Source organism: Burkholderia sp. AU33423 (assembly GCF_002223135.1).
Taxonomy (GTDB): domain Bacteria; phylum Pseudomonadota; class Gammaproteobacteria; order Burkholderiales; family Burkholderiaceae; genus Burkholderia; species Burkholderia lata_D.
In genome coordinates this window covers 273949-298280 of the sequence record NZ_NKFH01000005.1, presented here as the reverse complement: position 1 = coordinate 298280, position 24332 = coordinate 273949, and the positions used below count along the sequence as shown (strand labels likewise).

The 24332-nt window shown below is 63.9% G+C and carries 32 protein-coding genes; 21 read left to right on the top strand and 11 right to left on the bottom strand.

Translation table 11 applies throughout. The features are described 5' to 3' along the window. Positions 1–8: 8 nt before the first annotated feature. Positions 9–1193, bottom strand: coding sequence for an acetylornithine transaminase (locus CFB50_RS13890; protein WP_069248649.1), 1185 nt, complete (start codon positions 1191–1193; stop codon positions 9–11). Between the two features lie 293 nt (positions 1194–1486). After that, the gene (locus tag CFB50_RS13885) at positions 1487–2518 is read right to left on the bottom strand and encodes a CDP-6-deoxy-delta-3,4-glucoseen reductase (RefSeq protein ID WP_039368138.1); all 1032 of its coding nucleotides are present in this window, start codon (positions 2516–2518) and stop codon (positions 1487–1489) included. Positions 2519–2625: 107 nt separating this feature from the next. On the opposite strand from CFB50_RS13885, the gene CFB50_RS13880 reads away from it, so the two are divergent. Beyond that, positions 2626–3663, top strand: coding sequence for an NAD-dependent epimerase/dehydratase family protein (locus CFB50_RS13880; protein WP_089446261.1), 1038 nt, complete (start codon positions 2626–2628; stop codon positions 3661–3663). On the opposite strand, the gene CFB50_RS13875 is transcribed toward CFB50_RS13880, so the two are convergent. Beyond that, positions 3646–3834 carry a hypothetical protein gene (locus CFB50_RS13875; protein WP_089446260.1) on the bottom strand — a complete coding sequence of 63 codons (189 nt, stop codon included), beginning with the start codon at positions 3832–3834 and terminating at the stop codon, positions 3646–3648. The two genes, CFB50_RS13880 and CFB50_RS13875, sit on opposite strands and share 18 nt — an antisense overlap. A 106-nt stretch (positions 3835–3940) precedes the next feature. Continuing rightward, the gene (locus CFB50_RS13870; RefSeq protein ID WP_089446259.1) at positions 3941–4657 is read right to left on the bottom strand and encodes a pseudouridine synthase; all 717 of its coding nucleotides are present in this window, start codon (positions 4655–4657) and stop codon (positions 3941–3943) included. Between the two features lie 114 nt (positions 4658–4771). Here CFB50_RS13870 and copC point away from each other — a divergent pair, with 114 nt between their 5' ends. The 4 genes from copC (at position 4772) to CFB50_RS13850 (ending at position 7766) form a co-directional block, all read left to right on the top strand. Then, entirely contained in the window at positions 4772–5146 is a 375-nt protein-coding gene (gene copC / locus CFB50_RS13865; protein WP_089446258.1) for a copper homeostasis periplasmic binding protein CopC, read from the top strand. A 63-nt stretch (positions 5147–5209) separates the two neighbouring features. Next, positions 5210–5710, top strand: a complete 501-nt coding sequence (locus CFB50_RS13860) for a DinB family protein (protein WP_089446257.1) — start codon at positions 5210–5212, stop codon at positions 5708–5710. 186 nt (positions 5711–5896) lie between these two features. Beyond that, on the top strand, positions 5897–6670 hold the full coding sequence (locus tag CFB50_RS13855; RefSeq protein WP_039368119.1) for an SDR family oxidoreductase: 774 nt from the start codon (positions 5897–5899) through the stop codon (positions 6668–6670). 166 nt (positions 6671–6836) lie between these two features. Further along, positions 6837–7766 carry a LysR family transcriptional regulator gene (locus CFB50_RS13850; RefSeq protein WP_089446256.1) on the top strand — a complete coding sequence of 310 codons (930 nt, stop codon included), beginning with the start codon at positions 6837–6839 and terminating at the stop codon, positions 7764–7766. 40 nt (positions 7767–7806) lie between these two features. On the opposite strand, the gene CFB50_RS13845 is transcribed toward CFB50_RS13850, so the two are convergent. Further along, positions 7807–8703 carry a LysR family transcriptional regulator gene (locus CFB50_RS13845; RefSeq protein ID WP_089446255.1) on the bottom strand — a complete coding sequence of 299 codons (897 nt, stop codon included), beginning with the start codon at positions 8701–8703 and terminating at the stop codon, positions 7807–7809. A gap of 106 nt (positions 8704–8809) precedes the next feature. Here CFB50_RS13845 and CFB50_RS13840 point away from each other — a divergent pair, with 106 nt between their 5' ends. Continuing rightward, positions 8810–9700: an alpha/beta fold hydrolase gene (locus CFB50_RS13840; protein ID WP_089446254.1), complete on the top strand. Its 891-nt coding sequence runs from the start codon at positions 8810–8812 to the stop codon at positions 9698–9700. A 30-nt stretch (positions 9701–9730) separates the two neighbouring features. Here the strand turns inward: CFB50_RS13840 and CFB50_RS13835 are convergent, their stop codons facing one another. Beyond that, positions 9731–10630 carry an SDR family oxidoreductase gene (locus CFB50_RS13835; protein ID WP_089446253.1) on the bottom strand — a complete coding sequence of 300 codons (900 nt, stop codon included), beginning with the start codon at positions 10628–10630 and terminating at the stop codon, positions 9731–9733. A gap of 45 nt (positions 10631–10675) precedes the next feature. Next, entirely contained in the window at positions 10676–11413 is a 738-nt protein-coding gene (locus tag CFB50_RS13830) for an SDR family oxidoreductase (protein ID WP_089446252.1), read from the bottom strand. A gap of 119 nt (positions 11414–11532) precedes the next feature. On the opposite strand from CFB50_RS13830, the gene CFB50_RS13825 reads away from it, so the two are divergent. Then, complete coding sequence (locus CFB50_RS13825; RefSeq protein WP_089446251.1) at positions 11533–12435, top strand: LysR family transcriptional regulator; 903 nt, start codon at positions 11533–11535, stop codon at positions 12433–12435. A 42-nt stretch (positions 12436–12477) separates the two neighbouring features. Here the strand turns inward: CFB50_RS13825 and CFB50_RS39505 are convergent, their stop codons facing one another. Both CFB50_RS39505 and CFB50_RS13820 read right to left on the bottom strand, forming a co-directional pair. After that, on the bottom strand, positions 12478–12645 hold the full coding sequence (locus CFB50_RS39505) for a hypothetical protein (RefSeq protein ID WP_166893520.1): 168 nt from the start codon (positions 12643–12645) through the stop codon (positions 12478–12480). 583 nt (positions 12646–13228) lie between these two features. Next, positions 13229–13804 (bottom strand): recombinase family protein, encoded by a 576-nt coding sequence (locus CFB50_RS13820; protein ID WP_013699112.1) that lies wholly within the window; start codon positions 13802–13804, stop codon positions 13229–13231. A 488-nt stretch (positions 13805–14292) separates the two neighbouring features. Here CFB50_RS13820 and CFB50_RS13815 point away from each other — a divergent pair, with 488 nt between their 5' ends. Further along, positions 14293–15201, top strand: coding sequence for an AbiTii domain-containing protein (locus CFB50_RS13815; RefSeq protein ID WP_089446250.1), 909 nt, complete (start codon positions 14293–14295; stop codon positions 15199–15201). A 102-nt stretch (positions 15202–15303) separates the two neighbouring features. On the opposite strand, the gene CFB50_RS40620 is transcribed toward CFB50_RS13815, so the two are convergent. After that, positions 15304–15621: a DUF4760 domain-containing protein gene (locus CFB50_RS40620; RefSeq protein WP_089446249.1), complete on the bottom strand. Its 318-nt coding sequence runs from the start codon at positions 15619–15621 to the stop codon at positions 15304–15306. A 112-nt stretch (positions 15622–15733) separates the two neighbouring features. Here CFB50_RS40620 and tnpA point away from each other — a divergent pair, with 112 nt between their 5' ends. From tnpA to CFB50_RS13790, 4 genes are read left to right on the top strand one after another with little or no spacing between them, the layout of a single operon-like run. Further along, positions 15734–16129 carry an IS66-like element accessory protein TnpA gene (gene tnpA, locus CFB50_RS13805; protein WP_089445531.1) on the top strand — a complete coding sequence of 132 codons (396 nt, stop codon included), beginning with the start codon at positions 15734–15736 and terminating at the stop codon, positions 16127–16129. Then, the gene (tnpB, locus tag CFB50_RS13800) at positions 16126–16473 is read left to right on the top strand and encodes an IS66 family insertion sequence element accessory protein TnpB (protein WP_089445532.1); all 348 of its coding nucleotides are present in this window, start codon (positions 16126–16128) and stop codon (positions 16471–16473) included. The genes tnpA and tnpB overlap by 4 nt, the downstream gene beginning before the upstream one ends. A gap of 29 nt (positions 16474–16502) precedes the next feature. Continuing rightward, a complete protein-coding gene (gene tnpC, locus CFB50_RS13795) occupies positions 16503–18065 on the top strand; it encodes an IS66 family transposase (RefSeq protein ID WP_089445533.1) in 1563 nt (520 codons plus the stop codon). A 38-nt stretch (positions 18066–18103) separates the two neighbouring features. Continuing rightward, positions 18104–18700 carry a plasmid pRiA4b ORF-3 family protein gene (locus CFB50_RS13790; RefSeq protein WP_089445534.1) on the top strand — a complete coding sequence of 199 codons (597 nt, stop codon included), beginning with the start codon at positions 18104–18106 and terminating at the stop codon, positions 18698–18700. On the opposite strand, the gene CFB50_RS38725 is transcribed toward CFB50_RS13790, so the two are convergent. Further along, positions 18632–19027, bottom strand: coding sequence for a hypothetical protein (locus tag CFB50_RS38725; RefSeq protein WP_144020655.1), 396 nt, complete (start codon positions 19025–19027; stop codon positions 18632–18634). The two genes, CFB50_RS13790 and CFB50_RS38725, sit on opposite strands and share 69 nt — an antisense overlap. Positions 19028–19175: 148 nt before the next feature. Here CFB50_RS38725 and CFB50_RS13785 point away from each other — a divergent pair, with 148 nt between their 5' ends. From CFB50_RS13785 to CFB50_RS13740, 9 genes are all read left to right on the top strand, one after another. Beyond that, positions 19176–20039: a hypothetical protein gene (locus CFB50_RS13785; protein ID WP_144020654.1), complete on the top strand. Its 864-nt coding sequence runs from the start codon at positions 19176–19178 to the stop codon at positions 20037–20039. Between the two features lie 289 nt (positions 20040–20328). Then, positions 20329–21135 (top strand): HNH endonuclease, encoded by an 807-nt coding sequence (locus tag CFB50_RS13780; RefSeq protein WP_256979039.1) that lies wholly within the window; start codon positions 20329–20331, stop codon positions 21133–21135. 572 nt (positions 21136–21707) lie between these two features. Beyond that, positions 21708–22019, top strand: a complete 312-nt coding sequence (locus CFB50_RS39980; RefSeq protein WP_256979038.1) for a helix-turn-helix transcriptional regulator — start codon at positions 21708–21710, stop codon at positions 22017–22019. Continuing rightward, on the top strand, positions 22016–22540 hold the full coding sequence (locus CFB50_RS13770) for a hypothetical protein (RefSeq protein WP_089446246.1): 525 nt from the start codon (positions 22016–22018) through the stop codon (positions 22538–22540). The genes CFB50_RS39980 and CFB50_RS13770 overlap by 4 nt, the downstream gene beginning before the upstream one ends. A 327-nt stretch (positions 22541–22867) precedes the next feature. Further along, a complete protein-coding gene (locus CFB50_RS13760) occupies positions 22868–23044 on the top strand; it encodes a hypothetical protein (RefSeq protein ID WP_038759735.1) in 177 nt (58 codons plus the stop codon). Then, on the top strand, positions 23037–23339 hold the full coding sequence (locus CFB50_RS13755; protein WP_089446684.1) for a hypothetical protein: 303 nt from the start codon (positions 23037–23039) through the stop codon (positions 23337–23339). Before CFB50_RS13760 ends, CFB50_RS13755 begins: the two co-directional genes overlap by 8 nt. Continuing rightward, positions 23332–23544, top strand: a complete 213-nt coding sequence (locus CFB50_RS13750) for a hypothetical protein (protein WP_089446245.1) — start codon at positions 23332–23334, stop codon at positions 23542–23544. Before CFB50_RS13755 ends, CFB50_RS13750 begins: the two co-directional genes overlap by 8 nt. Next, on the top strand, positions 23537–23884 hold the full coding sequence (locus CFB50_RS13745; protein WP_011545898.1) for a hypothetical protein: 348 nt from the start codon (positions 23537–23539) through the stop codon (positions 23882–23884). Before CFB50_RS13750 ends, CFB50_RS13745 begins: the two co-directional genes overlap by 8 nt. A 10-nt stretch (positions 23885–23894) precedes the next feature. Continuing rightward, complete coding sequence (locus CFB50_RS13740; RefSeq protein WP_089446244.1) at positions 23895–24221, top strand: hypothetical protein; 327 nt, start codon at positions 23895–23897, stop codon at positions 24219–24221. Positions 24222–24332: the final 111 nt, after the last annotated feature.

Below are 24332 nucleotides of genomic sequence, written 5' to 3'. Positions count from 1 at the left end.
GGTTCTCCTTAGAGCGTGTCGAGCACCGACCGCAGCATCGCCATCATCTGGTCGATTTCCTCGGTCGTCACGTTCAGTGCGGGCATGAAGCGCAGCAGGTTCGGCCGCGCGGCGTTCAGCAGCAGGCCGTCGGGCTGCATGTCGCGGGCCTTCTCGACGATCTGCGGGCCGATGTCCTTGCCGAGCAGCAATGCGCGCAGCAGGCCTTCGCCGCGTTCGCCTTCGAAGCCGCGCTCTTCCGACAGCTCGAGCAGCTTGCGCTTCAGGTATTCGCTGCGCGCACGCACACCTTCGAGGAAGCCCGGTGCGACGAGCTGCGAGATCACCGAATAGCCGACCGCCGTCATCAGCGGGTTGCCGTTGTACGTGCCGCCCTGGTCGCCGGCCTCGAACACCGCGAACTCGGCCTTCGACAGCAGCGCGCCGAGCGGGGCGCCGCCGCCGATGCCTTTCGCGAGCGTCATGACGTCCGGCTCGATCCCGGACAGCTCGTACGCGAACAGCGTGCCCGCGCGGCCGCAGCCGCTTTGCACTTCGTCGACGATCAGCAGCAGGTCGTGCTGCTTCGTCAGCGCGCGCAGCGCCTGCATGAATTCACGCGTGGCCGGAATCACGCCGCCTTCGCCCTGGATCGGTTCGAGCATCACCGCGACGGTCTTGTCGGTGATCAGCTTCTCGACCGAGTTGATGTCGTTCAGCTCGGCCTTCGGGAAGCCCGGCACCTGCGGTGCGTAGATCGTGTCCCAGCCCGGCTTGCCGCTGGCCGACATCGTCGCGAGCGTGCGGCCGTGGAAGCTGTGGTCGAACGTGATGATCTCGTACGCGCCGTTCTTGAACTTGCGGCCCCACTTGCGCGCGAGCTTGATCGCGCCTTCGTTCGCTTCCGCGCCGCTGTTCGTGAAGAACACCTTGTCGAACACGCTGTGCTGCGTGAGCAGGCCCGCGAGCTTCGCCATCGGTTCGTTGTAGAACGCGGGCGACGGGTTCAGCAGCTTTTCCGCCTGCGTCTTCAGCGCGTCGACGATGCCTTCGTTGCAATGGCCGAGGCTGTTGACGGCCCAGCCCTGGATGAAGTCCAGATAGCGCTTGCCCGTGTGATCGTAGAGCCACGAACCCTTGCCGTGCGTAAACACGATGTCGGGGCGGTTCGTGATGTACATCAGCGAGTCGATCGGATAATCGTTCAGGGGCATGGCAGCAGACTCCAGCGGACGTTGAAAGGGAAACAGGCAATAAAAAAGCCACGGAAGGCCGTGGCTGGTGGGTCGAACAGCTTGTGCGTAACCGGTGAAGCAGTGCGGGGGTTACGCGCGAGTCCGTGACGAGCCTGCGGCATCCGGGCGGAGCGGCGAGCGGCGACGTCGAAGGGCGGACAGGAAGCAGTTCATGTGCGCAAGCATAAGGCATCCCGCGCCACACTGTAAACCGCCGCGATGCCACGGATGTGACATCGCGGCGCGCAGTGCCGTACGCGGGTGCGCCGGCCTCAGACCGGATGCGCGAGATCGGCGGCGCTCGTGAACGAGTCCGCGTAGAACTCGTCGGCCGGCAGCGCGTGGTGCTGCGTGAAGTCGCGCTGCGCGGACTCGACCATCACCGGCGCGCCGCATGCATACACCTGATGGCCCGACAGATCGGGCAGATCCTCGATCACCGCGCGGTGGACGAAGCCGGTGCGGCCCGTCCACTGATCGCCGGCGTCCGGCTCGGAGAGCACCGGCACGTACTTGAAGTTCGGGATCTCGCGTGCCCACTGCTCGGCGAGTTCGCCGAGGTAGATGTCCTTCTTGCGGCGCGCGCCCCAGTAGAGCGTCATCGGGCGCGTGATGCCCGTGTGCTTCACGTGCTCGATGATCGCCTTGATCGGCGCGAAGCCGGTGCCCGATGCGAGCAGCACGATCGGCTTGTCGGAATCTTCACGCAGGAAGAACGTGCCGAGCGGGCCTTCGAAGCGCAGGATGTCGCGCTCCTTCATCGCGCCGAACACGTGGTCGGTGAACTTGCCGCCCGGCATGTGGCGGATGTGCAGCTCGATCGGGCCTTCCTCGTGCGGCGCGTTCGCCATCGAGTAGCTGCGGCGCGAGCCGTCCTTCAGGATGAACTCGACGTACTGGCCCGCGAGATACTGCAGGCGTTCGTTGGCAGGCAACTGGAGCTTCACGACCATCACGTCGTCGGCCTTGCGCTCGAGCGCGGCGATGCGGCACGGTAGCTTCTTGACCTGCACGCCGTCGACGCCGGCGATTTCACGCACGTCGATTTCGAGGTCGCACTGCGCCTTCGAGCAGCACAGCAGCGCGAGGCCGCGCGTGCGCTCGTCGTTGGACAGCGCCGACGCGGCGTGCGGGCCCTGTTCGATCTGGCCCGACACGATCTGGCCCTTGCAGGAGCCGCACGCGCCGTTCTTGCAGCCGTACGGCAGATGGACATTCTGGCGCAGCGCGGCCGCCAGCACGGTTTCATCCGACTCGACCTGGAATTGCCGGCCGCTTTGCTTGAGAGTGACGTTGAATGCCATAGAACCAAACTAGAACAAAATGTGGGGACCGTGCATGTCGGGCACGGCAGCTACAATGCAAACCCGTTGCGCGTCGCGCAACGGTGGCTACTGATTTCGCAACCAACATGATCGCGACTCGAATCCTGCGCCGGCCGCGCGCACTGATCGTCGGCTGCGGCGACGTCGGCATGCGCTGCGTCGCGCAATGGCGCGACACGCGCCGCAACCTGCGGATCTTCGCGCTGACGAGCCATCCGGGCCGCCGCGACGAACTGCGCGCCGCGGGTGCAACGCCGATCGTCGGCGACCTCGATCGCCGGGCGACACTCGGCCGCCTCGCGGGTCTGGCCCGCACGATCCTGCATCTCGCACCGCCGCAGTCCGATGGCCGCGACGACCGGCGCACGCGTGCGCTGATCGCCGCAACGACCGTGCCTGCGCGACGGCCACCGGTGCCGCCGGCATCGGCGGTGGGCCGGCTCCGAACCCTGCGCACCGCGACCCGACAGGCCGGCGCGCCCGTTCGGGCAGCGCGTATTGTACCCGACGGCCTTCGTGCGCCGAGGCTCGTCTACGCCAGTACGACGGGCGTTTACGGCGATTGCGGCGGCGCGCGCATCGACGAAACGCACCCGCTGCGCCCCGCGAATCCGCGCGCGTTCCGGCGCGTGTCGGCCGAGCGGCAACTGCGTGCGGCGACGGTGCGCGGCGTGCTGTCCGCGCGCATCGTGCGGATTCCCGGGATCTACGCGGCGAACCGTCTGCCGGTCGCACGGCTCGAGCGCGGCACGCCGGCGCTCGAACCGGCCGACGACGTCTACACGAACCACATCCACGCGGACGATCTCGCGGCGATCCTGCGCCGTGCGGCCGAGCGTGGCAAGCCGGCGCGCGCCGTGCATGCGTCGGACGACAGCGAACTGCGGATGGGGGAATATTTCGACCGGGTCGCGCAGGTGCTCGGCCTGCCGAAGCCGCCACGCGTGAGCCGCGCGGACGCCGAGCGTCAGCTCGAACCGACGCTGCTGTCGTTCATGCGCGAGTCGCGGCGCCTGTCCAACGCACGGCTCAAGGCCGAATTGTGCGTGACGTTGCGCTATCCGACCGTAGATGATTTCCTTCAAACGCTCGCGCCGGGCAGCGCGTCAGGTGAGCGCCGGTAACGCCTCGATCAGCAGGAAACACAGCAACGCGCCGATCAGCGCACCAATCAGGTTCGGATGATATTTGTGCTTCATGTGCATCGCGGCCAGCAGCCCGCCGATCACGATGACACCGATGACCGCGAACGCGATCATCACGGACGACAGTTCGAAAGTATGGTTGATGTTCATGATGTCTCCCCCTGCATCGCTGCTCGTACAGCTTGTGATTTCAGTATAGCGGGGGAAGATGGGGTCGAGATGCGGCTGGACGTCGAACGGTCGTGCGGATTTTCCCCTACAGGGTTTTGACCGGATTGCGCAGCGCTGAAAGGTCGGCGTCATCGAGCCAGCGCCACGCGCCCGGCGCGAGGTCGGCCGGCAGCGCGAAGCCGCCGATGCTTTCGCGATGCAGCGCTTCGACGCGATTGCTCGCCGCCGCGACCATGCGCTTGACCTGGTGATACTTGCCTTCGAGGACGGTCAGCGCGAGTGTGTGCGGGTCGCGCGCGTCGGCGGCCACCGCCGCGATCGGCTTCGGCTCGCCGTGCAACTGCACGCCGGTGCGCAGCGCGTTCAGCTGCGTGTCGTCGAGCGGGTGGCGCACGGTTGCCACGTAGGTCTTCGGCACCTTGCGCTTCGGCGACGTGTACGCGTGCACGAACTGGCCGTCGTCGGACAGCAGCAGCAGGCCCGTCGTGTCCTGGTCGAGACGCCCGACGCACTGCACGCCGCGTGCGACGAGCGGCGCAGGCAGCAGGCTGAACACGCTCGCGTGGTGTTGCGGATCGCGCGAACACTCGTAGCCGGCCGGCTTGTTGAGCGCGAGATAGGCGCGTGCGTGGAACGGCCACGCCGTATCGTCGACCGAGAACACGAGGCCGTCGGTATCGAACGCGGCGTCGGGGTCGGTCGCGCGTGCGCCCGCCACGCTGACGCGGCCCGCTTCGATCAGGCCGCGGCACTGGCGGCGCGAGCCGAAGCCCTGGGTGTAGAGAATGCTTTCGAGATCCATAGCGCGCGCATTCTATCAAGCGATGGCGCGCGACCGGCATGAACGCGCATGCGCTGGTAAGCTGCCGGTACGCCGCGCGGGGCGCGGCGCCCGTTCATTCTTCACGGAAAGTCCATGCCTTTTGCTTCGTTCCCGTTCGGCCGCAACGCCGCTGCCGTCATTGTTGCCGCGACCGTCTCGTCGGCGGCGTTCGCGCACGCGCACCTCGCGAAGAGCGATCCGGCGGCGGGCGCGGCGGTGGCTGCCGCCCCGGCCGCCGTCACGATCGACTTCACCGAGCCGCTGGAGCCGGCGTTCAGCTCGATCGTCGTCGTCGACGGCGACGGCAAGACGGTGTCGGACGGCCGTGCGCGCATCGACGCGTCGAACCGCAAGCGGATGTCGGTGCCGCTCATGGCGGTCGGCACCGGCGCCTATACGGTGAAATGGGTGGCCGTCGCGACCGACGGGCACCGCACGCAGGGCGCGTACGGCTTCAGCGTGAAGTGACGCAACGGCGGCGGCAGGCCCGTGCCAGGGCTGCCGCCGCTCTTATCCGACAGGGAGTACCGCATGAATCCGACGACGCTCGACGCACTCGCCGATTTCCCCCGTCAGCTCGAAGCCCATTTCGCGGCCGTCCCCGACGGCTACGCGCGCTGGACGCCCGACGACTGGGCCGGGATGCCGAGCGAGCACTTTTCGCCGCTCGGGCAGCTCTGCCACGTGCGTGACATCGAGATCGACGGCTATCACGTGCGGCTGCGGCGGATGCTCGACGAAGACCGGCCGCTGCTCGTGTCGATCGACGGCGACGCGCTCGCGATCGAGCGCCGCTACAACGACGCGTATGCGTCCGACGTGCTCGCGGCGATCCGCGACGCGCGGCGCGAGACGCTGGACCTCGTGTCGCGCCTCACGCCCGAACAGTTCGCGCGCACCGGGGATTTCGACGGCTACGGGTCGCTGACCGTGCGCGGGCTCGTCCACTACCTGTGCAGCCACGACCAGCAGCATCTGGCCGGCATGCAGTGGCTGCTCGGCAGGATCGACGCGACGCTGTACGCGCGCTGAGCCGGCGCCGGCATCGGCGCCCATCAATCGAGGACAGATTCCGGCGCGGTTGTCGGTGCGGCAGGCAGCACTGCCGCGCTTCGATTGGATCGTTTTTCTGGATAATCCATCCAGCTCCGCCCGGCTGACCGGTGCGTCGCGCGTGCCTACACTCCAAGCTTCGTTCAACGAGACAAGGAGTCAACCGTGGCAACTCATACGCTCGCAGACAAGGTCGTCCTGATCGCAGGCGGCGCAAAGAATCTCGGCGGCCTGATCGCGCGGGATCTGGCGAGCCACGGTGCGAAGGCCGTGGCGATTCACTACAACAGCGCCGCATCGCAGGCGCAGGCCGAGGAGACGGCCGCCGCGGTGCGTGCGGCCGGCGCGGAAGCGGCTACGTTCCAGGGCGACCTGACGACGGCCGCTGCGGTCGAGAAGCTGTTCGACGACGCGAAGCAGCGCTTCGGCAAGATCGACATCGCGATCAACACGGTCGGCAAGGTGCTGAAGAAGCCGTTCACCGAGATCAGCGAGGCCGAGTACGACGAGATGTTCGCGGTCAACAGCAAGTCGGCGTTCTTCTTCATCAAGGAAGCGGGGCGGCACCTCGAGGATCACGGCAAGCTCGTCACGCTCGTGACGTCGCTGCTCGGCGCGTTCACGCCGTTCTATGCGGCGTACGAAGGGTCGAAGGCGCCGGTCGAGCATTTCACGCGCGCGGCGTCGAAGGAATACGGCGCGCGCGGGATCTCGGTGACGGCCGTCGGGCCGGGCCCGATGGACACGCCGTTCTTCTATCCGGCCGAAGGCGCCGATGCGGTCGCGTATCACAAGACGGCGGCCGCGCTGTCGCCGTTCAGCAAGACGGGCCTGACCGACATCGAGGACGTCGTGCCGTTCATCCGCCATCTCGTCACCGACGGCTGGTGGATCACGGGCCAGACGATCCTGATCAACGGCGGCTACACGACCAAGTAACCGACCCGGCAACGGGCCGCGCGGCGCACTGCAATGGCGCGTTTGCGTGGACAATGGACGGGCGCGCGGCCTCGCGGCTGCGTGCCCGTTTTTTCTGTGCCGCCGGACCTGGCCGTGACGCGCGACGGCCGGCGGCGGCGTTCGTCCGAACCCACGTTCCCTGCCGATGGACAAGCTGGATCAGGTCAGAATCTTCCTGCAGGTTGCCGAGATGGGCAGCTTCATCAAGGCCGCACATGCGCTCGACGTGCCGCGCGCGACCGTGTCGGCGGCCGTCCAGCAACTGGAGACGGGGCTCGGCACGCGTCTCCTGCACCGCACCACACGCCAGGTGCAGCTGACCGCCGACGGCGCGCTGCTGCTCGAACGCGGCCGGCGCCTGCTCGCGGAGGCCGACGAACTCGACCGCCTGTTCCGCCGGCGCGACCGCGACGTGATCGGCCGGCTGAACGTCGACGTGCCGAGCCGGATCGCGCGCCGCATGGTGGCGCCCGCGCTGCCGTCGCTGTTTCACCGTTACCCGAAGCTGCAACTGTCGCTCGGCTCGACCGATCGTTCGATCGACCTGGTGCAGGAGGGCGTCGACTGCGCGATCCGCGTGGGGCGGCTCGCGGACAGCAGCCTCGTCGTGCGGCCGCTCGGGCAGTTCACGCTGATCAACTGCGCGAGCCCCGACTACCTGCGCGCATGCGGCGTGCCCGAGCATCCGGATGCGCTCGCACACGGACACTGGGCGATCGGCTATGCGTCGCCGACGACCGGGCGCGAACTCGACTGGGAATACTGCGTGGACGGCCAGCGGCACACGCTCATGCTGCCGAGCCGGGTGATCGTCAACAATGCCGAAGCCTATATCGCCAGCTGCATCGCCGGGATGGGGCTGATCCAGATTCCGCGCTTCGACGTCCAGCATCTGCTCGACAGCGGCGCGCTCGTCGACGTGATGCCCGGCCACCGCGCCGCGCCGATGGACGTGTCGGCCGTGTACCCGCACCGGCGCCATCGTTCGCGCCGGCTCAATGCCTTCATCGAATGGTTCGGCGAACTGATGGCGAGCGCGCTGACGCATGGCACGGAGGGGGCGGAGGGCGACTGACCGCCACGGCCGGATCGCGTCACGTGCCGTCGTGCCTGTTTCAGCCGGGCAGCACCGCGAACTGGCGGCTGCGGCCGGTTTCCCGCACCGCATCGATCAGCGCCGCGCCGGCGCCGTCCGGTTTCGCCGTGAACGCGTAGAAACGCGCGGCCGGCAGCGCCGGCAGGCCGTCCTGCGGGCCGCATTCGCGCAGGCCGTCGCGCAGCTGGCTGCGCGCCAGCGCGGTGACCGCGAAGCCCGCGAGCGCGGCTGACACGCAGCCGGCCATGCTGCTGCTCTCGAACAGCACGCGAAACGGCCGCAGCGCAGCGGCGAGTGCCGCGACGGCGGCTTCGCGATAGACGCATGGCTGCGGAAACAGCGCGAGCGGCACGTCGCCGCCGGCGTCGAGCGTGCGATCCGACGCGAACGCCCACACGAGCGGTTCTTCCCACAGCAGTTCGCCCGGCGTGTCGACCTGCCGGCACTGCTTGCCGAACACGACGTCGAGCCGGCCGAGCGTCTGCTCGCGCAGCAGCGACGCGGTGATCCCCACCTTCAACTCGATCGACGTGCGCGGGTGGCGATCGCGGAACGTGCGCAGCACGTGCGGCAGCCACGCACCCGCGAAATCTTCCGATGCGCCGACCCGCAGCGGCCCGTGCGCCGGCGCGCCGCGCAGCCTCGCACGCACTTCGCGCTCCATGTCGACGATGTTGCGCGCGTACGCGTACAGCGTGTCGCCGGCCGGCGTGAGCGCGATGCGACGGGTGGTGCGCGCGAGCAGCACCGTGCCGGCCGCCTGTTCGAGCCGCTTGATGTGGCCGCTGACGGCGGACGGCGTCAGCGCGAGCCGTTCCGCGGCCGGCGCGAACCCACGGCTGTCGACGACTTCGAGGAAGGTGCGCAGCAGCGTGATGTCGAGCGAGGTCGACGCGGGATCGGTCAGCGGTTCCATGGATTAATTCAACGCGATACTCGAAGAATGAACAATGATACTCCGTGAATCGTGATGAAAGGCCGGCCTACCATCGTGCATTCGGATCGATCTGACGGAGTGCACGATGACGACCTATGCGCATGCGACGACCGCGTCGCTCGACATTGCCTATCTCGAGTGGAACCCGCGCGGCGAGCGCGTGGCCGTGCTGCTGCACGGCTGGCCGGACAGCCCGGTCGGCTGGGACGCGGTGGCGGCGATGCTCGCCGCGCGCGGCTACCGCGTGCTCGCGCCCGCGCTGCGCGGTTTTGCGCCGACCCGCTTTCGCGATGCGTCCGTGCCGCGCAGCGGCCAGCTCGCGGCGCTCGGGCGCGACCTGCTCGACTTCGTCGATGCGCTCGGCATCGAGCGGCCCGTGCTGGTCGGGCACGACTGGGGTGCGCGGGCGGCCGCGAACGCGTGCGGGCTGCGCGACGGCGCCGCATCGCATCTCGTGATGCTGTCGGTCGGGTACGGCACCAACGATCCGGGGCAGCCGCTGTCGCTGCAGCAGGCACGCAACTACTGGTATCACTGGTTCATGGCGACGCCGCGTGGCGAACAGGCGTTGCGCGACGATCGCCGCGCGTTTGCCCGCTTGATGTGGGACACGTGGTCGCCGCCGGGCTGGTATCGCGACAGCGATTTCGAGGCGGCCGCCGCCGCGTTCGACGGGCCCGACTGGATCGACGTCGTGCTGCATTCGTACCGGCATCGATGGGGATTCGTACCGGGCACGCCGGCCTATGCCGACGACGATGCGCGGCTGAATCCCGCGCCGGTGCTGGCGTTGCCGACGCTCGTGCTGCACGGCGGCGCGGACACCTGCAATCATCCGGACAGCTCGGCCGGGCGCGAGCGGTTCTTTGCAGGGCGCTACGCGCGGCAGGTGCTGGACGGCGTCGGCCACTTTCCGCAGCGTGAGGCGCCGGCGGCGGTCGCCGACGCGATCCTCGGGTTCTGCGAGCCAGGCTGAGGCGCGCCGGCGTGGCCGGCGCACGGTGGATCAGCCGCCGATGCGGGCCGCGAGCAGGTCGGCGAGGCCGATGTTCCTGAACATCTCGCGGCGAATCCGATCGCCGACGCGGAACACCTCCTCCGCGCCGTCCTGCGACGGATCGACGAACACGCGGTACGGGCGCTTGCCGGCTGGGGCGGCGACGATGTCGGCAATCGCCGTCGCGACGGTGCCGGCATTGGCGTCCGCCGGTTCGAGCGCGGCGAGGCCTTGAAGCGCCTGCTCGGCGACACCCGCATAGGGGCCGTCGACGTAGGCGGCCTGAATGGCCGTGTCGGCCGGCTTGCCTGCGTGGGCGAAGTGATTCGTGCGCTGGGTGAAGGCGCCCGGCACGACGATCGACGTCTCGATCCCCCAGCGGGTCAGTTCGGCCGCATAGGACACCGCGAGCGAATCCATCGCAGCTTTCGCGGCGAAGTAGGGCGCGAGGAACGGCGGCGTACCGCCGCGCGCGGACGACGACGACACCCAGACGAGCAGCCCGCGCCCCTGGCGGCGCAAGTGCGGCAGCGCCGCGCGGTTGACGCGCTGGGTCGACACGACGTTGATGTCGTAGAGCTGGGCGATCTGCTCGGGCGTGAACGCTTCGGCCGGGCCGAACACCATGTGGCCGGCGTTGTGGACGATGACGTCGAGGCGGCCGTTGTCCGCGATCACGCGATCGATGGCGGCACCGACGGACGCGTCGTCGCCTACGTCGAGCTCGACGGTGCGCAGGTCGACGCCGTGTTCCTGCGCGTAGGCGGCGATGGCGGCGACGCGCGGCGCGTTGCGGCCGGTACTTTCGCGCATCGACGCGTAGACGGTATGACCGGCGCGGGCGAGCGCCTGGGCCGTCAGCAGGCCGAAGCCGCTGGACGCGCCCGTGACGAGAATGACTTCCTTCATGATCGATCTCCTGGCGGAAAGATGGGGGCGGCAGCGAGCGGTCCGTCAGCACATGCCGCCGTTGGCGCGCAGGATCTGGCCGTTGATCCACGCGCCGTCCGGGCCGGCGAGGAAGGCGACGACGCGCGCAATATCGTCGGGCTGGCCGAGCCGCTCGAGCGGATTGAGCTTCGCGAGCCGGTCAACGAGTTCGGGGCTCTTGCCCGCGAGGAACAGCTCGGTCGCGACCGGTCCCGGCGCGACGGCATTCACGCGGACGCCTCGCCCGCGCATTTCCTGCGCGAGCACCTGCGTCAGGCTTTCGACCGCCGCCTTGCTCGCGACGTACAGGCCGTAAGACGGCATGCGCATGCCGATCACGCTGGTCGACAGATTGATGATGCATCCGCCGTCGCGCACGTGCTTCGCCGCTTCGCGACAGACGTTGAACGTGCCTTTCACGTTGATGGCGAGCGTTTCGTCGAGCACCGCGTCATCGAACTCGGCGATCGCGGCGAGCTTCATGACGCCCGCTGAATTGACCACCACGTCGAGTCCGCCGAACGTGTCGCGCGCCGTATCGAACAGCGCGGCCACGGCGACGGGATCGGCGACGTTCGCTTGCACTGCGACGGCGTGGCCTCCGTCGCCGATGATCGCATCGACGACTTCGCGCGCCGGCCCGGCGCCGCCGGCATAGTTGACGACGACCCGGAAGCCGTCCCGGGCGAGATGGCGGGCGATTTCCGCGCCAATGCCGCGCGACGAACCCGTGACGAGTGCGACCTGTTCAGATGTGTTCATGTCCTGCTCCTGGTAGGGGTTGAGTGCCGTGCGATCCGGCGACAGGACTAATGTAGGCTTCCTCGATCAATAAAAATAATGAATAATGATCAGCTCAAGAATGACTAAAAGTATGTCTCATGGCATTCGACAGCAGGCTTTTGAGCGGGATCGGCGTGCTCTCGGCGGTGATCGAGGCCGGTACCTTCGCGCGCGCCGGCGAGGCGATGGGGTTGACGCAGCCCGCGGTGAGCCGTGCCGTCGCCCGGCTGGAAGAGCGCGTCGGCATCCGGATCTTCAACCGCACGGCCCGTGCGATCACGTTGACCGACGAAGGGCGGCGTTTCTATGAAGCGGTCGCGCCGCTGCTGGCCGGCATCGAGGACGCGGCGATCGACGCCGGACAGTCGAAGGCGCGTGTCAGGGGGCGGCTGCGCGTCAATGTCGACGCGACTTTCGGCCACTACGTGCTGGCGCCGAAGTTGGCGGAGTTTCTCGACCGCTTTCCCGATCTGTCTGTCGAGATCAGCGTGCGCGACCGGATGGGCGACCTCGTTGCCGACGGGTTCGACGTGGCGGTGCGGTTCGGCATCCCGGAATCGTCGTCATACCGTGCGCGCCTGCTGCTGGAAACGCGCGTGCTCACCTGCGCGTCGGCGGCCTATGTCGCGCGTCACGGCGAACCGCGGCACCCGCGGGATCTCGCGAGCGGGCATCGCTGCGTGCTGATCCGCGATCCGGTGACGGGGCGGCCGTTCGAATGGGAGTTTCATCGCGGCAAGGAGGTGGTGCCGTTCGATGCCGCCGGCCGGCTGATGGTCAACGACACGGGCATGCTGCTCGGCGCGTGCCTGGGCGGCGCGGGGATTGCCCAGCTGCTGGAACTCTATGCGCGCGACATCCTCGCCGACGGGCGGCTGGTGCTGCTGCTGCCGGAATGGGCGGACGAGACGTTTCCGCTCTACGCGTATCACCACGCGTCCAACCTCGTTTCCGCGAAGGTGCGAGTGTTTCTCGATTTCGTGCGGGCGTTGATGGCCTGAGCCTGAGCTCGACGACGTGCCGCCGGCGGCCCTCCCGTCCATTCATTCGGTGCGATGCGGAATGCTGTCCGGGAACGGGTAGGGCGCGTGCGGGCCCGGCCAGTCAGGCACCGGCGGCGCGGTCAGTATGTCGCAGCCGGCCAGCATGAGCGACAGCGCCACGGCGAGCGCGCGGCGGCAGAGCGGAGATGAAATCGTGCGCATGGACATGGCGTGCCTCCGTGCCGCGCATCCTCATGATGCTTGGACTGTTGCGCGGGGGCACGCGTTGCGGCGCGCACGGCAAAAACAAAAAACCCGCGAAGCGGCGAGCTTGCGCGGGTTTCGGGAGGCGCAGCGCGTCACGCTGCGAGAATGCTGGTGCCAGGGCCGGAATGAAATTATTCGTTGTGAGGCCCGTATTGTAAGGGGATTGCTTGGAGGGCGTTGTGGAGTTGCCCCCGGAGTTGCCCCCGCGCTGCCGGCGCAGCCACTATACGAAGAGATCAAGGTCCATTCTTGCCTCGCCAGACGCGAAATTTTCTGGAGAGTTGGAGATAACGGCTCAACTCGGCTTGTCTGCCTTATCTGGCGGGGCTTTGGTCATCTCCAAGTGTATCTCCAAGACACCTATTTTTCTGGAGATAAGTTTGGAGATAAGCGTCGAATGCATCGAGCCACGTCGACCAGCTCGGGAATTGCCCCGCCGTCTGGGACGCTGCGCGCAAAGAATCTCCCGTGCCGCCACTCCTCCGCGCGCAGAAACAGAAACGGGCCTTGCGGCCCGTGAAAAGTGAATTTGGTAGGAGAGGCGTTACGCCGCGTCGCGTACCCGCATGATTGTCTGGCGGCTCGTGCCGAATTGTCGGGCGAGCGCGGCCACGCTCGCCCCCGCGTCCAGCTCGCGCAGCACCTCCGCCCGCTGTTGGTCCGACAGGGCGGACGGCCGTCCCATCGCCTTGCCTTCTGCTTTAGCGCGAGCGATGCCGGCATGCGTTCGTTCGATCAGCAGATCGCGTTCGAACTCGGCCACCGCGTTCAACACCTGCATCGTCATCCGGCCGGCCGCACTCGTCAGATCGACGCCGCCCAAGGCGAGACAATGAACCCGGATACCGCGCTCGGCCAAACCCTCGACCGTGGCCCGCACGTCCATTGCATTGCGGCCGAGCCGATCGAGCTTCGTCACGATCAGCACATCGCCTTCTTCCATCCGGTCAAGTAACTTTGCGAAGCCCGGCCGCTGATCGGCGCTCACGCTACCTGAGATGCTTTCCGATACGACGCGGCGCTTGTCGACGGAGAAGCCGGCCGCCTCGATCTCGCGTAACTGGTTCGCGGTGGTCTGGTCGGACGTGCTGACGCGGGCATAAGCGAAGGTTCGGGACATATCGGGCACTCGATCTGTACGAAATAGATGTCCGAATATAGACGCCTGTCCAAAATACTTCAACCCTTATTTTTGGACAGGGGGAAAGGGGTTGTCCGAAAGGGATCGGTTTTGGACAGGCGCATTTGATTGGAGGCCGATTGCCTTCTGGTCGGTCGCAGGGACAGACCAGAAGGTGCCTATTCGAACGACGACAACCGACCCTGAGTTGCCGTTCAGACTCCGGATGCCGCTATGACAGCTTTATGGGTGCAGCGGAAGCTCGCTGCGCCGGGTTAGTCGGCAAGTCATCGGCCATTGCTGTCATTAGACAGCCAGGGCTCAGGGTGGCGTTGCTACGTTGCCTGAACCCGACCGTAGCCAGAGGTCGCCGAAGCTCCGAAGGGTTTCTGGCGTGGTCGGGGGAAATCCTCAGTTTTCGGTGTCGGCCCGCGTAATCCCCTAGAATTGGTCCGGGGCACATCATCAAAAGTATTTGCGGGGGAAGCATGATGCTATTCAACGACATCGTTGATCTACTCAGCGACAAGGCCGGTTCGCTTACCGATGCTATGCTGAAGACCAAAGTCCTTATGCATAAGATCGGCCACAAAGAGGTGGCGGCCTGGCTGAACGACGAACTGGATGGATACAGCAAAGAGAAGACCGTTCCCGAGTATCGCGTGATTCCGGTGCGTCTTGTCGGCAATCTGCGAAATATCGCTTACGTTTATTCGAATCAAACGCTTCCCACCGCTCATCTGTCGGAAAAGCTCCAAAAGGAATTTTCGCGTGACGAACTGCGGCAGTCCATCCATGTGCTCGAAGAACTTGCGTCGCGGTCCGACGGGCATTTGATTCATCCCGTGGCTCCGGAACTGTACGCAAAGCTTGGCGAAGCGCTCGACGGATTCTGGGTCGATAACGCATGGACTCAAATGGAGCCCACCCAGATCATGAACGGACTTGCTCAGGTGCGCTCGCGGTTGCTGGATTTTGTGCTGAGCCTTCAGGAAAAGCTCGGTGATGTTCCGGAGGATCAAATGAAGGAAGCTGCAAAGGGGGTCGACGCCGAAGGGATGTTCGCGTCGGCAGTTTTCGGGGACAACACTACGGTTATAGTAGGTCAGCACAACGTAGCCACTGTCGTCAACAAGGTCACCAAAGGCGATTTCAACTCACTGGCGGATACACTGAAGAAAGCTGGGGTTGATGATGCAGACGTGGATGAATTGAAGACAGCTATACAGCACGACGACGTCGCCACCGTTGCCAAGGATAGCCAGTTCGGGCCAAAGGTCAGGGCGTGGATGGCGAAGATGACCGGCAAGGCCATTGACGGCACATGGAGTATCGGCCTGTCAGCAGGGGGCAAGCTGCTTGCGGATGCTCTTGGCGCACATTACGGTATCAAGTGATAGAAAGCACTTAATGAGTACGTCTAGCGGAAGCTCTGCTCAGCACGCGCGGTCTTTTTCTGTCTCCTTTGTTGCCTCAGTTGTTTGCGGGAGTGCCTTGCCTCAATCTGCCAGCGCAGTCTCATCGTTAAGAAATTCTGCCATCTCTGCGGGCGTAGGGTACTGTGGTTGAGCAGTGCCTTCGAACGCGCTTAGCCGCTGGTACAGGCTTTCCAGATCAGCCCATGTCTCTGAGTCGTCTTGACGGACTTCCGTACGGTACGACTTCGTCAGGTGGTAGTAGTAGGAAAACCACATGTAAAACCCGTGCCACACGAATTCGGTTTCGATTGCACCGCTCCGCTCATAAAGCGCGACCCCCTCGAAGAAATCCAGTATTGCGTCGATATCCGCGGTCCCTTCGCGAGGTTGGGTTTGCAACGCTTTGGCAGCACGCGCCCGTTTAGCCGTAAGCGAGTCTCCAGCACCGTCTCGACGGCGTGACCGGAAGTTGCCAGAGTAGTGCCCACCACTTCAAGTAGCGGGGACTACTTTGACAACAGAAGCACCAAAGAGGATTGGCCGCAAAGGCATCCCGAATCACCCACTCGAATTCCGGCGCGAGATGGCCAGGCTGGCATGCGAGCCCGGCGTGTCGGTCGCGCGCCTGGCAATGGAGCACGGCCTGAATGCGAATCTGGTGTTCAAATGGCGCCGTTCGTTGCGGGCCGGCGAATACGATTCGGCTGGACTGCTACCGGTGAAAGTGGAGACGCCGCTTGCCGAGACTACGCCGCTGGTGCCGGTGTCGGCGCCGACCACGATACCGACCGGCGCGATTGAGATCAACGTAGGCAACGCCCATGTCCGCATCGAAGGCGCTCCGGACGAGAGTACGTTGACGCTGGTGCTGCACATGTTGCGCGGCATGCCGGGGATGGCAGCGTGATCGGTTTGCCGAGTCGAACTCGCGTCTGGTTGGCTGCAGGCGTGACCGACATGCGCTGCGGGTTCAACACCCTGGCGGCTAAGGTCCAGACCGTGCTGGAGCGAGATCCGTTCAGCGGGCACGTGTTCGTGTTTCGTGGCCGGCGGGGCGATCTGGTCAAAGTGCTATGGTGGAGCGGCGACGGCATGTGTGTGCTGATGAAACGCCTGGAGCGTGGGCGCTTCATCTGGCCGCGCGCCGATGGCGGCGTGGTCTGCCTGAGTCAGGCCCAGTTATCGATGCTGCTCGAAGGCATCGACTGGCGGCAGCCGGTGCGTACGACCGAGCCGAGTTCGGCGTTGTAAACCTACCGGCGCCCGCGTAAACTGTGGGCATGACCACGGCCAACGCCTATCCGGATGACATCGAAGCGCTCAAAGCCTTGTTGCTTGAGCGCGATGCGCGCATCGGTCATCTGGAAGATCTGGTCGAATCACACGAAGCCGTGGTGGCCACGGGCAAGGCCGAGATCGAGCACCTGAAGCTGTTGATCGCGAAGCTGCGCCGTATGGCATTCGGGCGCAGTTCCGAGAAACTGGATCGCCAGATCGAGCAGCTCGAACTGAAACTGGAAGATCTCGAAGCCGACGAAGGCGCTGCGCCCATCGAGATTCCCAAGGCACCGCGCACGGTACCGGAACAGATACAACGCAAGCCGCTGCCGGAGTATCTGCCGCGCGACATACGAATGTACCTGCCGGAGTCCGACGAAACCTGCACGGCGTGCGGTGGCGAGATGAAGCCGCTCGGCGAAGACGTGTCCGAGCAACTGGAATACGTGGCGGCCAGCTTCCGTGTGATTCGCCATGTTCGACCGAAACTGGCCTGCACCTGTTGCGATCAGATCGCACAGGCGGCAGCGCCAAGCCGCCCCATCGAACGGGGTCAGGCCGGCCCGGGACTACTTGCGCATGTGCTCGTGGCGAAGTTCAACGATCACCTGCCGTTGTACCGCCAGTCGGCGATCTACGCCCGAGAAGGCGTGGAACTGGATCGCTCGTTGCTGGCGAAATGGGTGGGGCACAGTGCCAAGCTACTGCAACCGCTGGTCAATGCGCTGCGCCTGCATGTGATGGCAGCCACGAAGCTGCACGCCGACGATACGCCAGTTCCGGTGCTCGCGCCGGGCAATGGCAAGACGAAAACCGGGCGGCTATGGGTCTATATGCGCGATGACCGGAACTCGGGCGACAAGGCGCCACCGGCAGTCTGGTTCGCCTACACCCCCGATCGCCGTGGCGAGCATCCGCAACAGCATCTGGCCAAGTTCAAGGGGACGCTGCAGGCCGATGCCTATGGCGGCTATCAGAAGATCTACGAGACCGGCAAGGTACTTGAGGCGGCTTGCTGGGCGCATGCCCGGCGCAAGTTCTACGATCTGTATGCGGCGCGGCCCAACGCGCTGAACAAGGAGGCGCTGGAACGCATCGGCGCGCTCTACGAGGTCGAAGAAGCGATCCGGGGCAAACCGCCAGACGAGCGGCAAGCGCACCGGCAGACGAACGCCAAACCATTGCTCGAACAGTTCCATGTGTGGCTGAACGCCGCGCTGGCAACACTCTCGCGCAAATCGGACACGAGTCAGGCCATCCTCTATGCCCTGAACCGGTGGGAAGCATTGACGCGCTACTGTGACGACGGACAATTGGAAATCGACAATCTGCCGGTCGAGCGGGCACTGCGCGGCGTTGCCCTGGGCCGACGAAACTACCTGTTCGCCGGCGCGGATTCCGGCGGTGAACGTGCGGCCGCGATTTACAGCCTGATCGGCACGGCCAAGCTCAATGGTATCGATCCCGAGGCGTACCTGCGTCATGTCCTGGCGCGCATCGCCGATCACCCGATCAACCGAATCGACGAACTGCTGCCCTGGACGGTGCCCCTTCCCACGCCGTGAAGGGATAATGCCACTGATGCCCAGACCTCGGAGATCAGATGGCCAAGTCGTTTCAGCGCTATACCTTGCACGTGCAATTACTGTATATCCAACCGCCTATCTGGCGCCGGATCACAGTCGAAGGACCCGACTCGCTGCGCAAGTTACACCACATTCTGCAAGCAGCCTTCGGATGGGAAAGCACACACATGCACGACTTCCTGATCGACGGCAAAACCTACGCCATGTTCGATGTCGATGCGGCACTAGAGTTCATGGATCGATCGAAGACATTCGACGACCGGAAAACCAAACTGAACAAAGTCCTGCGACCTGACTCGCGCATTCTCTACCGCTATGACTTCGGAGACGGCTGGGATCACCAGATCGTGGTCGAAAGCGTTGAGACGATTGCAGACGAGTCGTGGGGCGAGTCCAGGGTGATCGATGGTGCTCGCGCTTGCCCACCGGAAGACGTCGGCGGTGCGCCAGGGTATGAAACGTTCCTGACCACGTTGCGCGACAGGCCTGACAGCGAAGAAGCGGATAACTATCGTCAATGGGTCGGCCCAGGATTCGACCCGGAGCTATTCGATTTGCGTGCTGCCAACGCCGCGTTGATGCGACTCGCGACCAATCGATGGGGTAATCGATAACTCCGTCACGACGGTGCTGGTGACGCGCTTACGTTTAGCCCGCATACGCGGGCTGTCAAAGTCATCTTCAAGCTTCATTAACACCTGGACGGCCAGCGTAATTTTGCTTTGTTGTACCTGAGCGCGGTAACTCCACACTGCGACACATATAGCGCCTGCCGCAATTAGGGCGCTTGCGCAGGTGGCAACTGCCCCCCACAGCGACCACCTTTGAACGGCGTCGGTTACCGTGAGAAAGGTTCCGGTTTGATAAACCATCGCCACAAAAAAACCGAACACAGCAGCTAGGATCAGCAACACGGCGAGGACGTATTTGTTCTTTGTCATGGTGTCGTATTCGTCCGTGAGCCTAGTTCGAGCACCATGAGATCATACTTAATTGCACTTCGCAATTCACTTTGCGAATCGTGTGTGCGACGGCCACGCCCTTTAGACATATCATGAGCGCTCGCCCCGATTGCCCTACGAGCCCACAATGACAACCGTTGCCATCTGGTATCAGGACCGCGAACCCTACGAGTCTGTCTGGGCCTGTTCAGATTCCTGCATTTCCGACCCTCCGACGCACAGCGAGTCAGAACCGTTACCACTTCTTCGGCACAGTCCCAAAATCTTTCCGCTTCAAATCACTTGTATCGAGCACGGCCCGGTGCCGGAGGTCGCAGCTTTTCAGCACACGATAGGCCTTGCCTATGCGGGAAGCAGCCTGTTCGCTGTCAACCTCTATGCTGCGCTTACGCCGATCCTTTCTAATCTGCGAGGCAGCCACGGCGCAAACGTGTCAATTCGCAACGTGGCCGATCTCGCCAAAGTGTTCTTGCTGGAGTTCGGACAAACGTACGGAGAACGGTACGGGAAACTCGCGCGCGTAGAAGTCGCGCTCTTTGGTTACTGCAAGGTGGAACGCGCGCGCCGCGTGTTTGTTTTGACGCCAACGTCCCAAAAGGACTGTAGTGGAAACCTCAAACAGGTGATAAGCATCGAGGAAATTGACTTTTCTATGCCCGAGCACTTCCACTTGCTCGGGGAGCATCAAGTGGAAATACGTGAAAGAATTGTGGCGGCACGACAGAGCCTGCCGCGCGGGTCTTCATTGCGTGAATATGCCCCTCGTAACGTTATTCGTGAGGTAATAAAGGAAGAGTGCTATTCGGGGATCAGCGGGACCGTACAACTGGCCCATGCCCATGCCGGTGGCTTACGCCAGTTCATGGACTTGGAGGCACCTGACGGCAGCATTGAGAATGCCACCGCTATGAACTTCAAGTACCTTGGTTTCGACTTGGATAAGATTGGCAACGTGGGGCCTTGTTGGTTTTCACTCCCCGCCCTTCGGTAAGGCTGGTACCCCCAGCCGCCTCAGTGCAATCAATTGGACAGCCTCTATAGGCCAAAACGGGCTTAGATCGGACAACCTAACCATAGGGGATGCGTAAATGTCGATTGAGGATAGATTCAAACAGCCTGTAATCGCAATACTAGTAAAGCGAGCAGCGAATCGCTGCTCCAATCCGGACTGCGGGGCAATCACGAGTGGCCCCACTGCCGACCCGAATGATGCTGTAAACGTAGGTGAGGCTGCGCACATTTACGGTGCCAACCCCGGTTCGGCTCGCTACGAACCGAGTATGACGTCCACGGAACGTAGCGCCATTACGAACGCGATCTGGCTGTGTGGCAATTGTCATAAGATGGTCGATGACGATCCGAATAGGTACCCAGCCGGCCTTCTCTTTGAATGGCAGCGAGCGCACGAGCGTCGGATTGCGGAGCAGGTGGGAAAAACAGGTGCTGAGGCTAGGCAGCGATACGAGAAACGGCATCTGGAAGAATTCGGGCGATTGAGCTATCTGGCTGAGCGAATTATTCTCGAAAAAGGAGAATCATGGGAATTTCGCCTGACGGTCGAAATGTTGCGTTATGAGATGGCTCCCATTTTTCAACGTTGGTCAGCTCTCCAGCGAGGGCTATACGTTAAGCCCGTGATGCGCATTGATCCATCCGAATTCGTTCCATGGCTATCTGACCGTATGCACGCAATCATGCAAATCATCACAGCATTCTCTGCGTTGGCAAATTCGGAGTTCACTCACGCATGGGGAGATTTAGGCGTTGCTGGTTCTGATACTGAAATCGTTACGGTATGTCGACTTTTCGCCGAGGTATGCGCTAGTACTCTTGCGTGGGAAGAGCAAGTGCGCTTCTCGCGAGTTGACGAGCCTTTCACCGAGGTACACGGATTGCTCAGTGGTGTCGCGAGCGATTTATTCGAACAAGCGCGGAGGATTCCAGAGTTTATTGAAAATGTCCTTAAGAAAAATTCTAAAGATGAACCCCATCACTTACAGCTTGTGCTCACCCTTCCAGACGGCTTTGAAGAAAACATCTTCGCAGCAATGGAGCGGGCGATTGATGCGGCGCGACACCGTGGATAATGCAACATCTATCGGCCTGAACTTACGTCGGTTACCAGGGAAAGCGGCCGTTCGAACGTTTCGATAAGTGGGAGAACGAACGTCGCTTCATGGCCGAACGCGGCTGACCGCCGCTCTGTGACGCACGACCGGCGCGGATCGACCCGTTGCAGCCGCTGAGCTTTGAGGAAAGCTGTCACTCAACGTCCTGGCTCAGCGGACGACAAAAAACGCAGCTCCTTGGCCGAACAGTGACGCCATGTATTGCGGTCTTAGATAATCCGAGACAAATCTTTTATGGGGGCAGACCTTTCGATATAATTGCGGTACTTGTTGGCACCTAATCGAACACGGCTCTAAGAATCTGTGGGCGATGCAAGGGAAAAAGGCGGGAAATGCTCAGTCGTTGAGCATATTCGCCGAGCTGACGAGAGGGTGCCGGGGGATGTGCTACCAACACATCCCGCCGGCGATTTTTTGGCTTGGCTGCCTGTTCCATAATTGGAGGAACGACAAGAGCCACCGCGCCTAGGAAACGCATAGCTCTTGTTAGGACGAATGATACCGCGCACGGCGCGCCGTGCAAAGTAACTTTGCAAGATTACTTTGTGCGTCTTCCGCAAACTTCATTGCGCCCGTACTTTGATAGTACGGCGTGGTTTATTGCCGCCGCTTTCCTCCTTCTTGCGGAACAGGCCATTTCTGAACAGAAAATGGCTCTTAAGATTCTTCGACTTATTGGTGTGCTGGATTGCGTCGGCGTCAAGAAAACAACGCTGTATCGCTGGATTCGTGAAGGCAAGTTTCCAGCGCCGGTCCAGTTGGGTGCCAGGAGCGTCGGCTGGCGCGCCACAGACGTCCAGCATTGGGTCGAATCCCGTCAGTCCACGCGGGGGCAAGCATGAGCGCGCATGCCCCGCTGATCACTCGCGGCGGCCCGTATGGTCGCGCGATGGGCGCGGCCGTCACGGCGCGCGACGCCGCGTTCGTGCGTTGCCGTGACGCCCGACTCCGCAAGCTCGCAGGAATCCTCGATGACATCGAGGGTTGCTTCTGGAACCGTGGCGACGACACCGGGAAGCTCGTAGCGATCGCCGTCACGCTCGCCTCGACGCTCGCGCTCGAAGCTCCGCATCTGACGACAAAGCAACTTGGCACCGCCTGCGAGAAGTTCGTCCAGGCGATCGCCGCTGCTGAACAGGATTCGGCGAACTATCGTCGTCGACAGTATCGACAGCTGCGGAAAGCCTATCGTGCGCTTTACAACGACATCGATGCGCAGTGCACGGACGGGACGCGCCGTTTGCAAGTTAGCGCCCTGCTGCGAGGCGTCGCGCTCGGCCAATCACTGGCGCAGGGCAGCTCGCGACTGGATATCGAACAGCTCAAGCTGGCGACCGCTGTGCTCAAGGGGGAGGCCGCCTGATGCTCCCCCAAAGTCACTTTGCACTAAGCAATACACGGCGTGGGCGTCGCGATTTGCGTCGTCCAGCATCGCGCGGTATCCTGTGCGCGTCGCTGAGACAACAGCGACCCGGATTGGCGTCCGGCAATCTCCAGAGGCGGATGACCGCCTCAGCGCGGTTTTTTTACGTCCGCACACTAAGCGCCTTCTACGGTCGGGCCTTGGTGGTGGAGCGCTCGCGCTCGCCGGTTTCCTCTGGGTCCGGTACGCCAACGCCGCCATGCGCCCGGCCACCTCAATTGGCGTTGAGGTCCGGGTGGTTCAACCCACCAGAGGAGGTCGCAATCCATGCGCCAGTCCATGCACGCCCATACCGGGCAGCAATCCCACCTCATTCAATCCATTGTCCGCGCAGCACTGCGCGACGCAGCAACCGCCAGCACGTATCAAGACGCACTCGACGCAACCGGCGCGGCACTGGCCGCCATCGCGGCGCTCGTCCGTGCGGAGGTGCGTCATGGCTGACCTGCGCTGCAAGATTGGCGATCTGGCGATCGTCACGCAATGCGATGCGCGTTCACGCATCGGCATGCTCGTTGAAGTGGCATCGGCTCGTCCGACGCCCGATCACGATTGGCGCGTGCGGATCTTGGGCGGCCCCGTCAAGGGCCGCAGTGTCTACGATCGGCGGTTCGGCGAGTTCACGCATGCAGCCGTCCACGACTGGAACCTCACGCCGATTCGCGGCGAAGCGGAGCTGGATTGCACGATCGACGTCGGGCAACTGCTCGCGTCGATTCTGGAGGTGCGCCATGTCTGAATTCCGCCTGCCGAACGAAGTCAAGATGATCGCCATGTGTGCGGCCCATCAGTTCGCCCACCTCGAAGCGCTGTTCGATGCTGTCCGCTCGCATCTTGAGGAGGGCACCTACGAGCGAGCGCTCGTCGACATGGGGCAAGGTGTTGCGAGCCGGTATTCGGCCGAAATGCGCCGTACCGCGCAACCGGAGGTGTGCCATGACTGATCAGCGCATCCGAACCGCGGTTATCAATGGCTTCGACAATGCGCCGCCGCTCGATACCGGCGCTCCGATCGAGCTGCAATTCGCCGTCGACCTTGGCGCGATCTGCGCCGACGCATGGCTCGACCTGAAAGGCGACGTGCGGCTGCACGACTACGCGGCGCATCAAGCCGCTGCGTTCGCGCGCGGCATGGAATCCGCCATGCAGGACGCGGGCGACGTCGACGCGCACCGCGTGACGATCAGCCGTCAAGCGTTCGCGGCCGGCCTGATGGGCCGCGTGCAACAGCACCTGTTCGCGGCCCTCGGCCTCGTCACGCGCGAACCGCGCACGACACACTGAGGGACCGGCCATGGCAAAGACGAACAAGAATGCCTTGCAACCGCTCGCGTCGCACTTCGTGGCCGAGGTGAACCGCCCCGACCGCGACCGCATCGGCACGCGGATCAGTGACGCCATGGAGCTGCTGGACAGCCTGCATTGGGCGGCCGACAAGGCCATGTCCGATGACGACTACTGGCTTGTGCTGAGCCTGTTCCGGGCGTCCCTGCCGTCGATAGGCGCGGCGCTGGAGGCGGCCAACGACGCCCTTGGCGAGTCGCGGCTCGGCCGCTACGTCTACAGCAACGACGTCACGGCCGGCGGTGCGGTTCTGTCGGTGCCTCGCGCGGCCGGCTGACGCTCCGCCGCTAGGCATCTTCGCATCATTCAATTCTTCGGGCGAGTCGCGGCTCGGCCGCTACGTCTACAGCAACGACGTCACGGCCGGCGGTGCGGTTCTGTCGGTGCC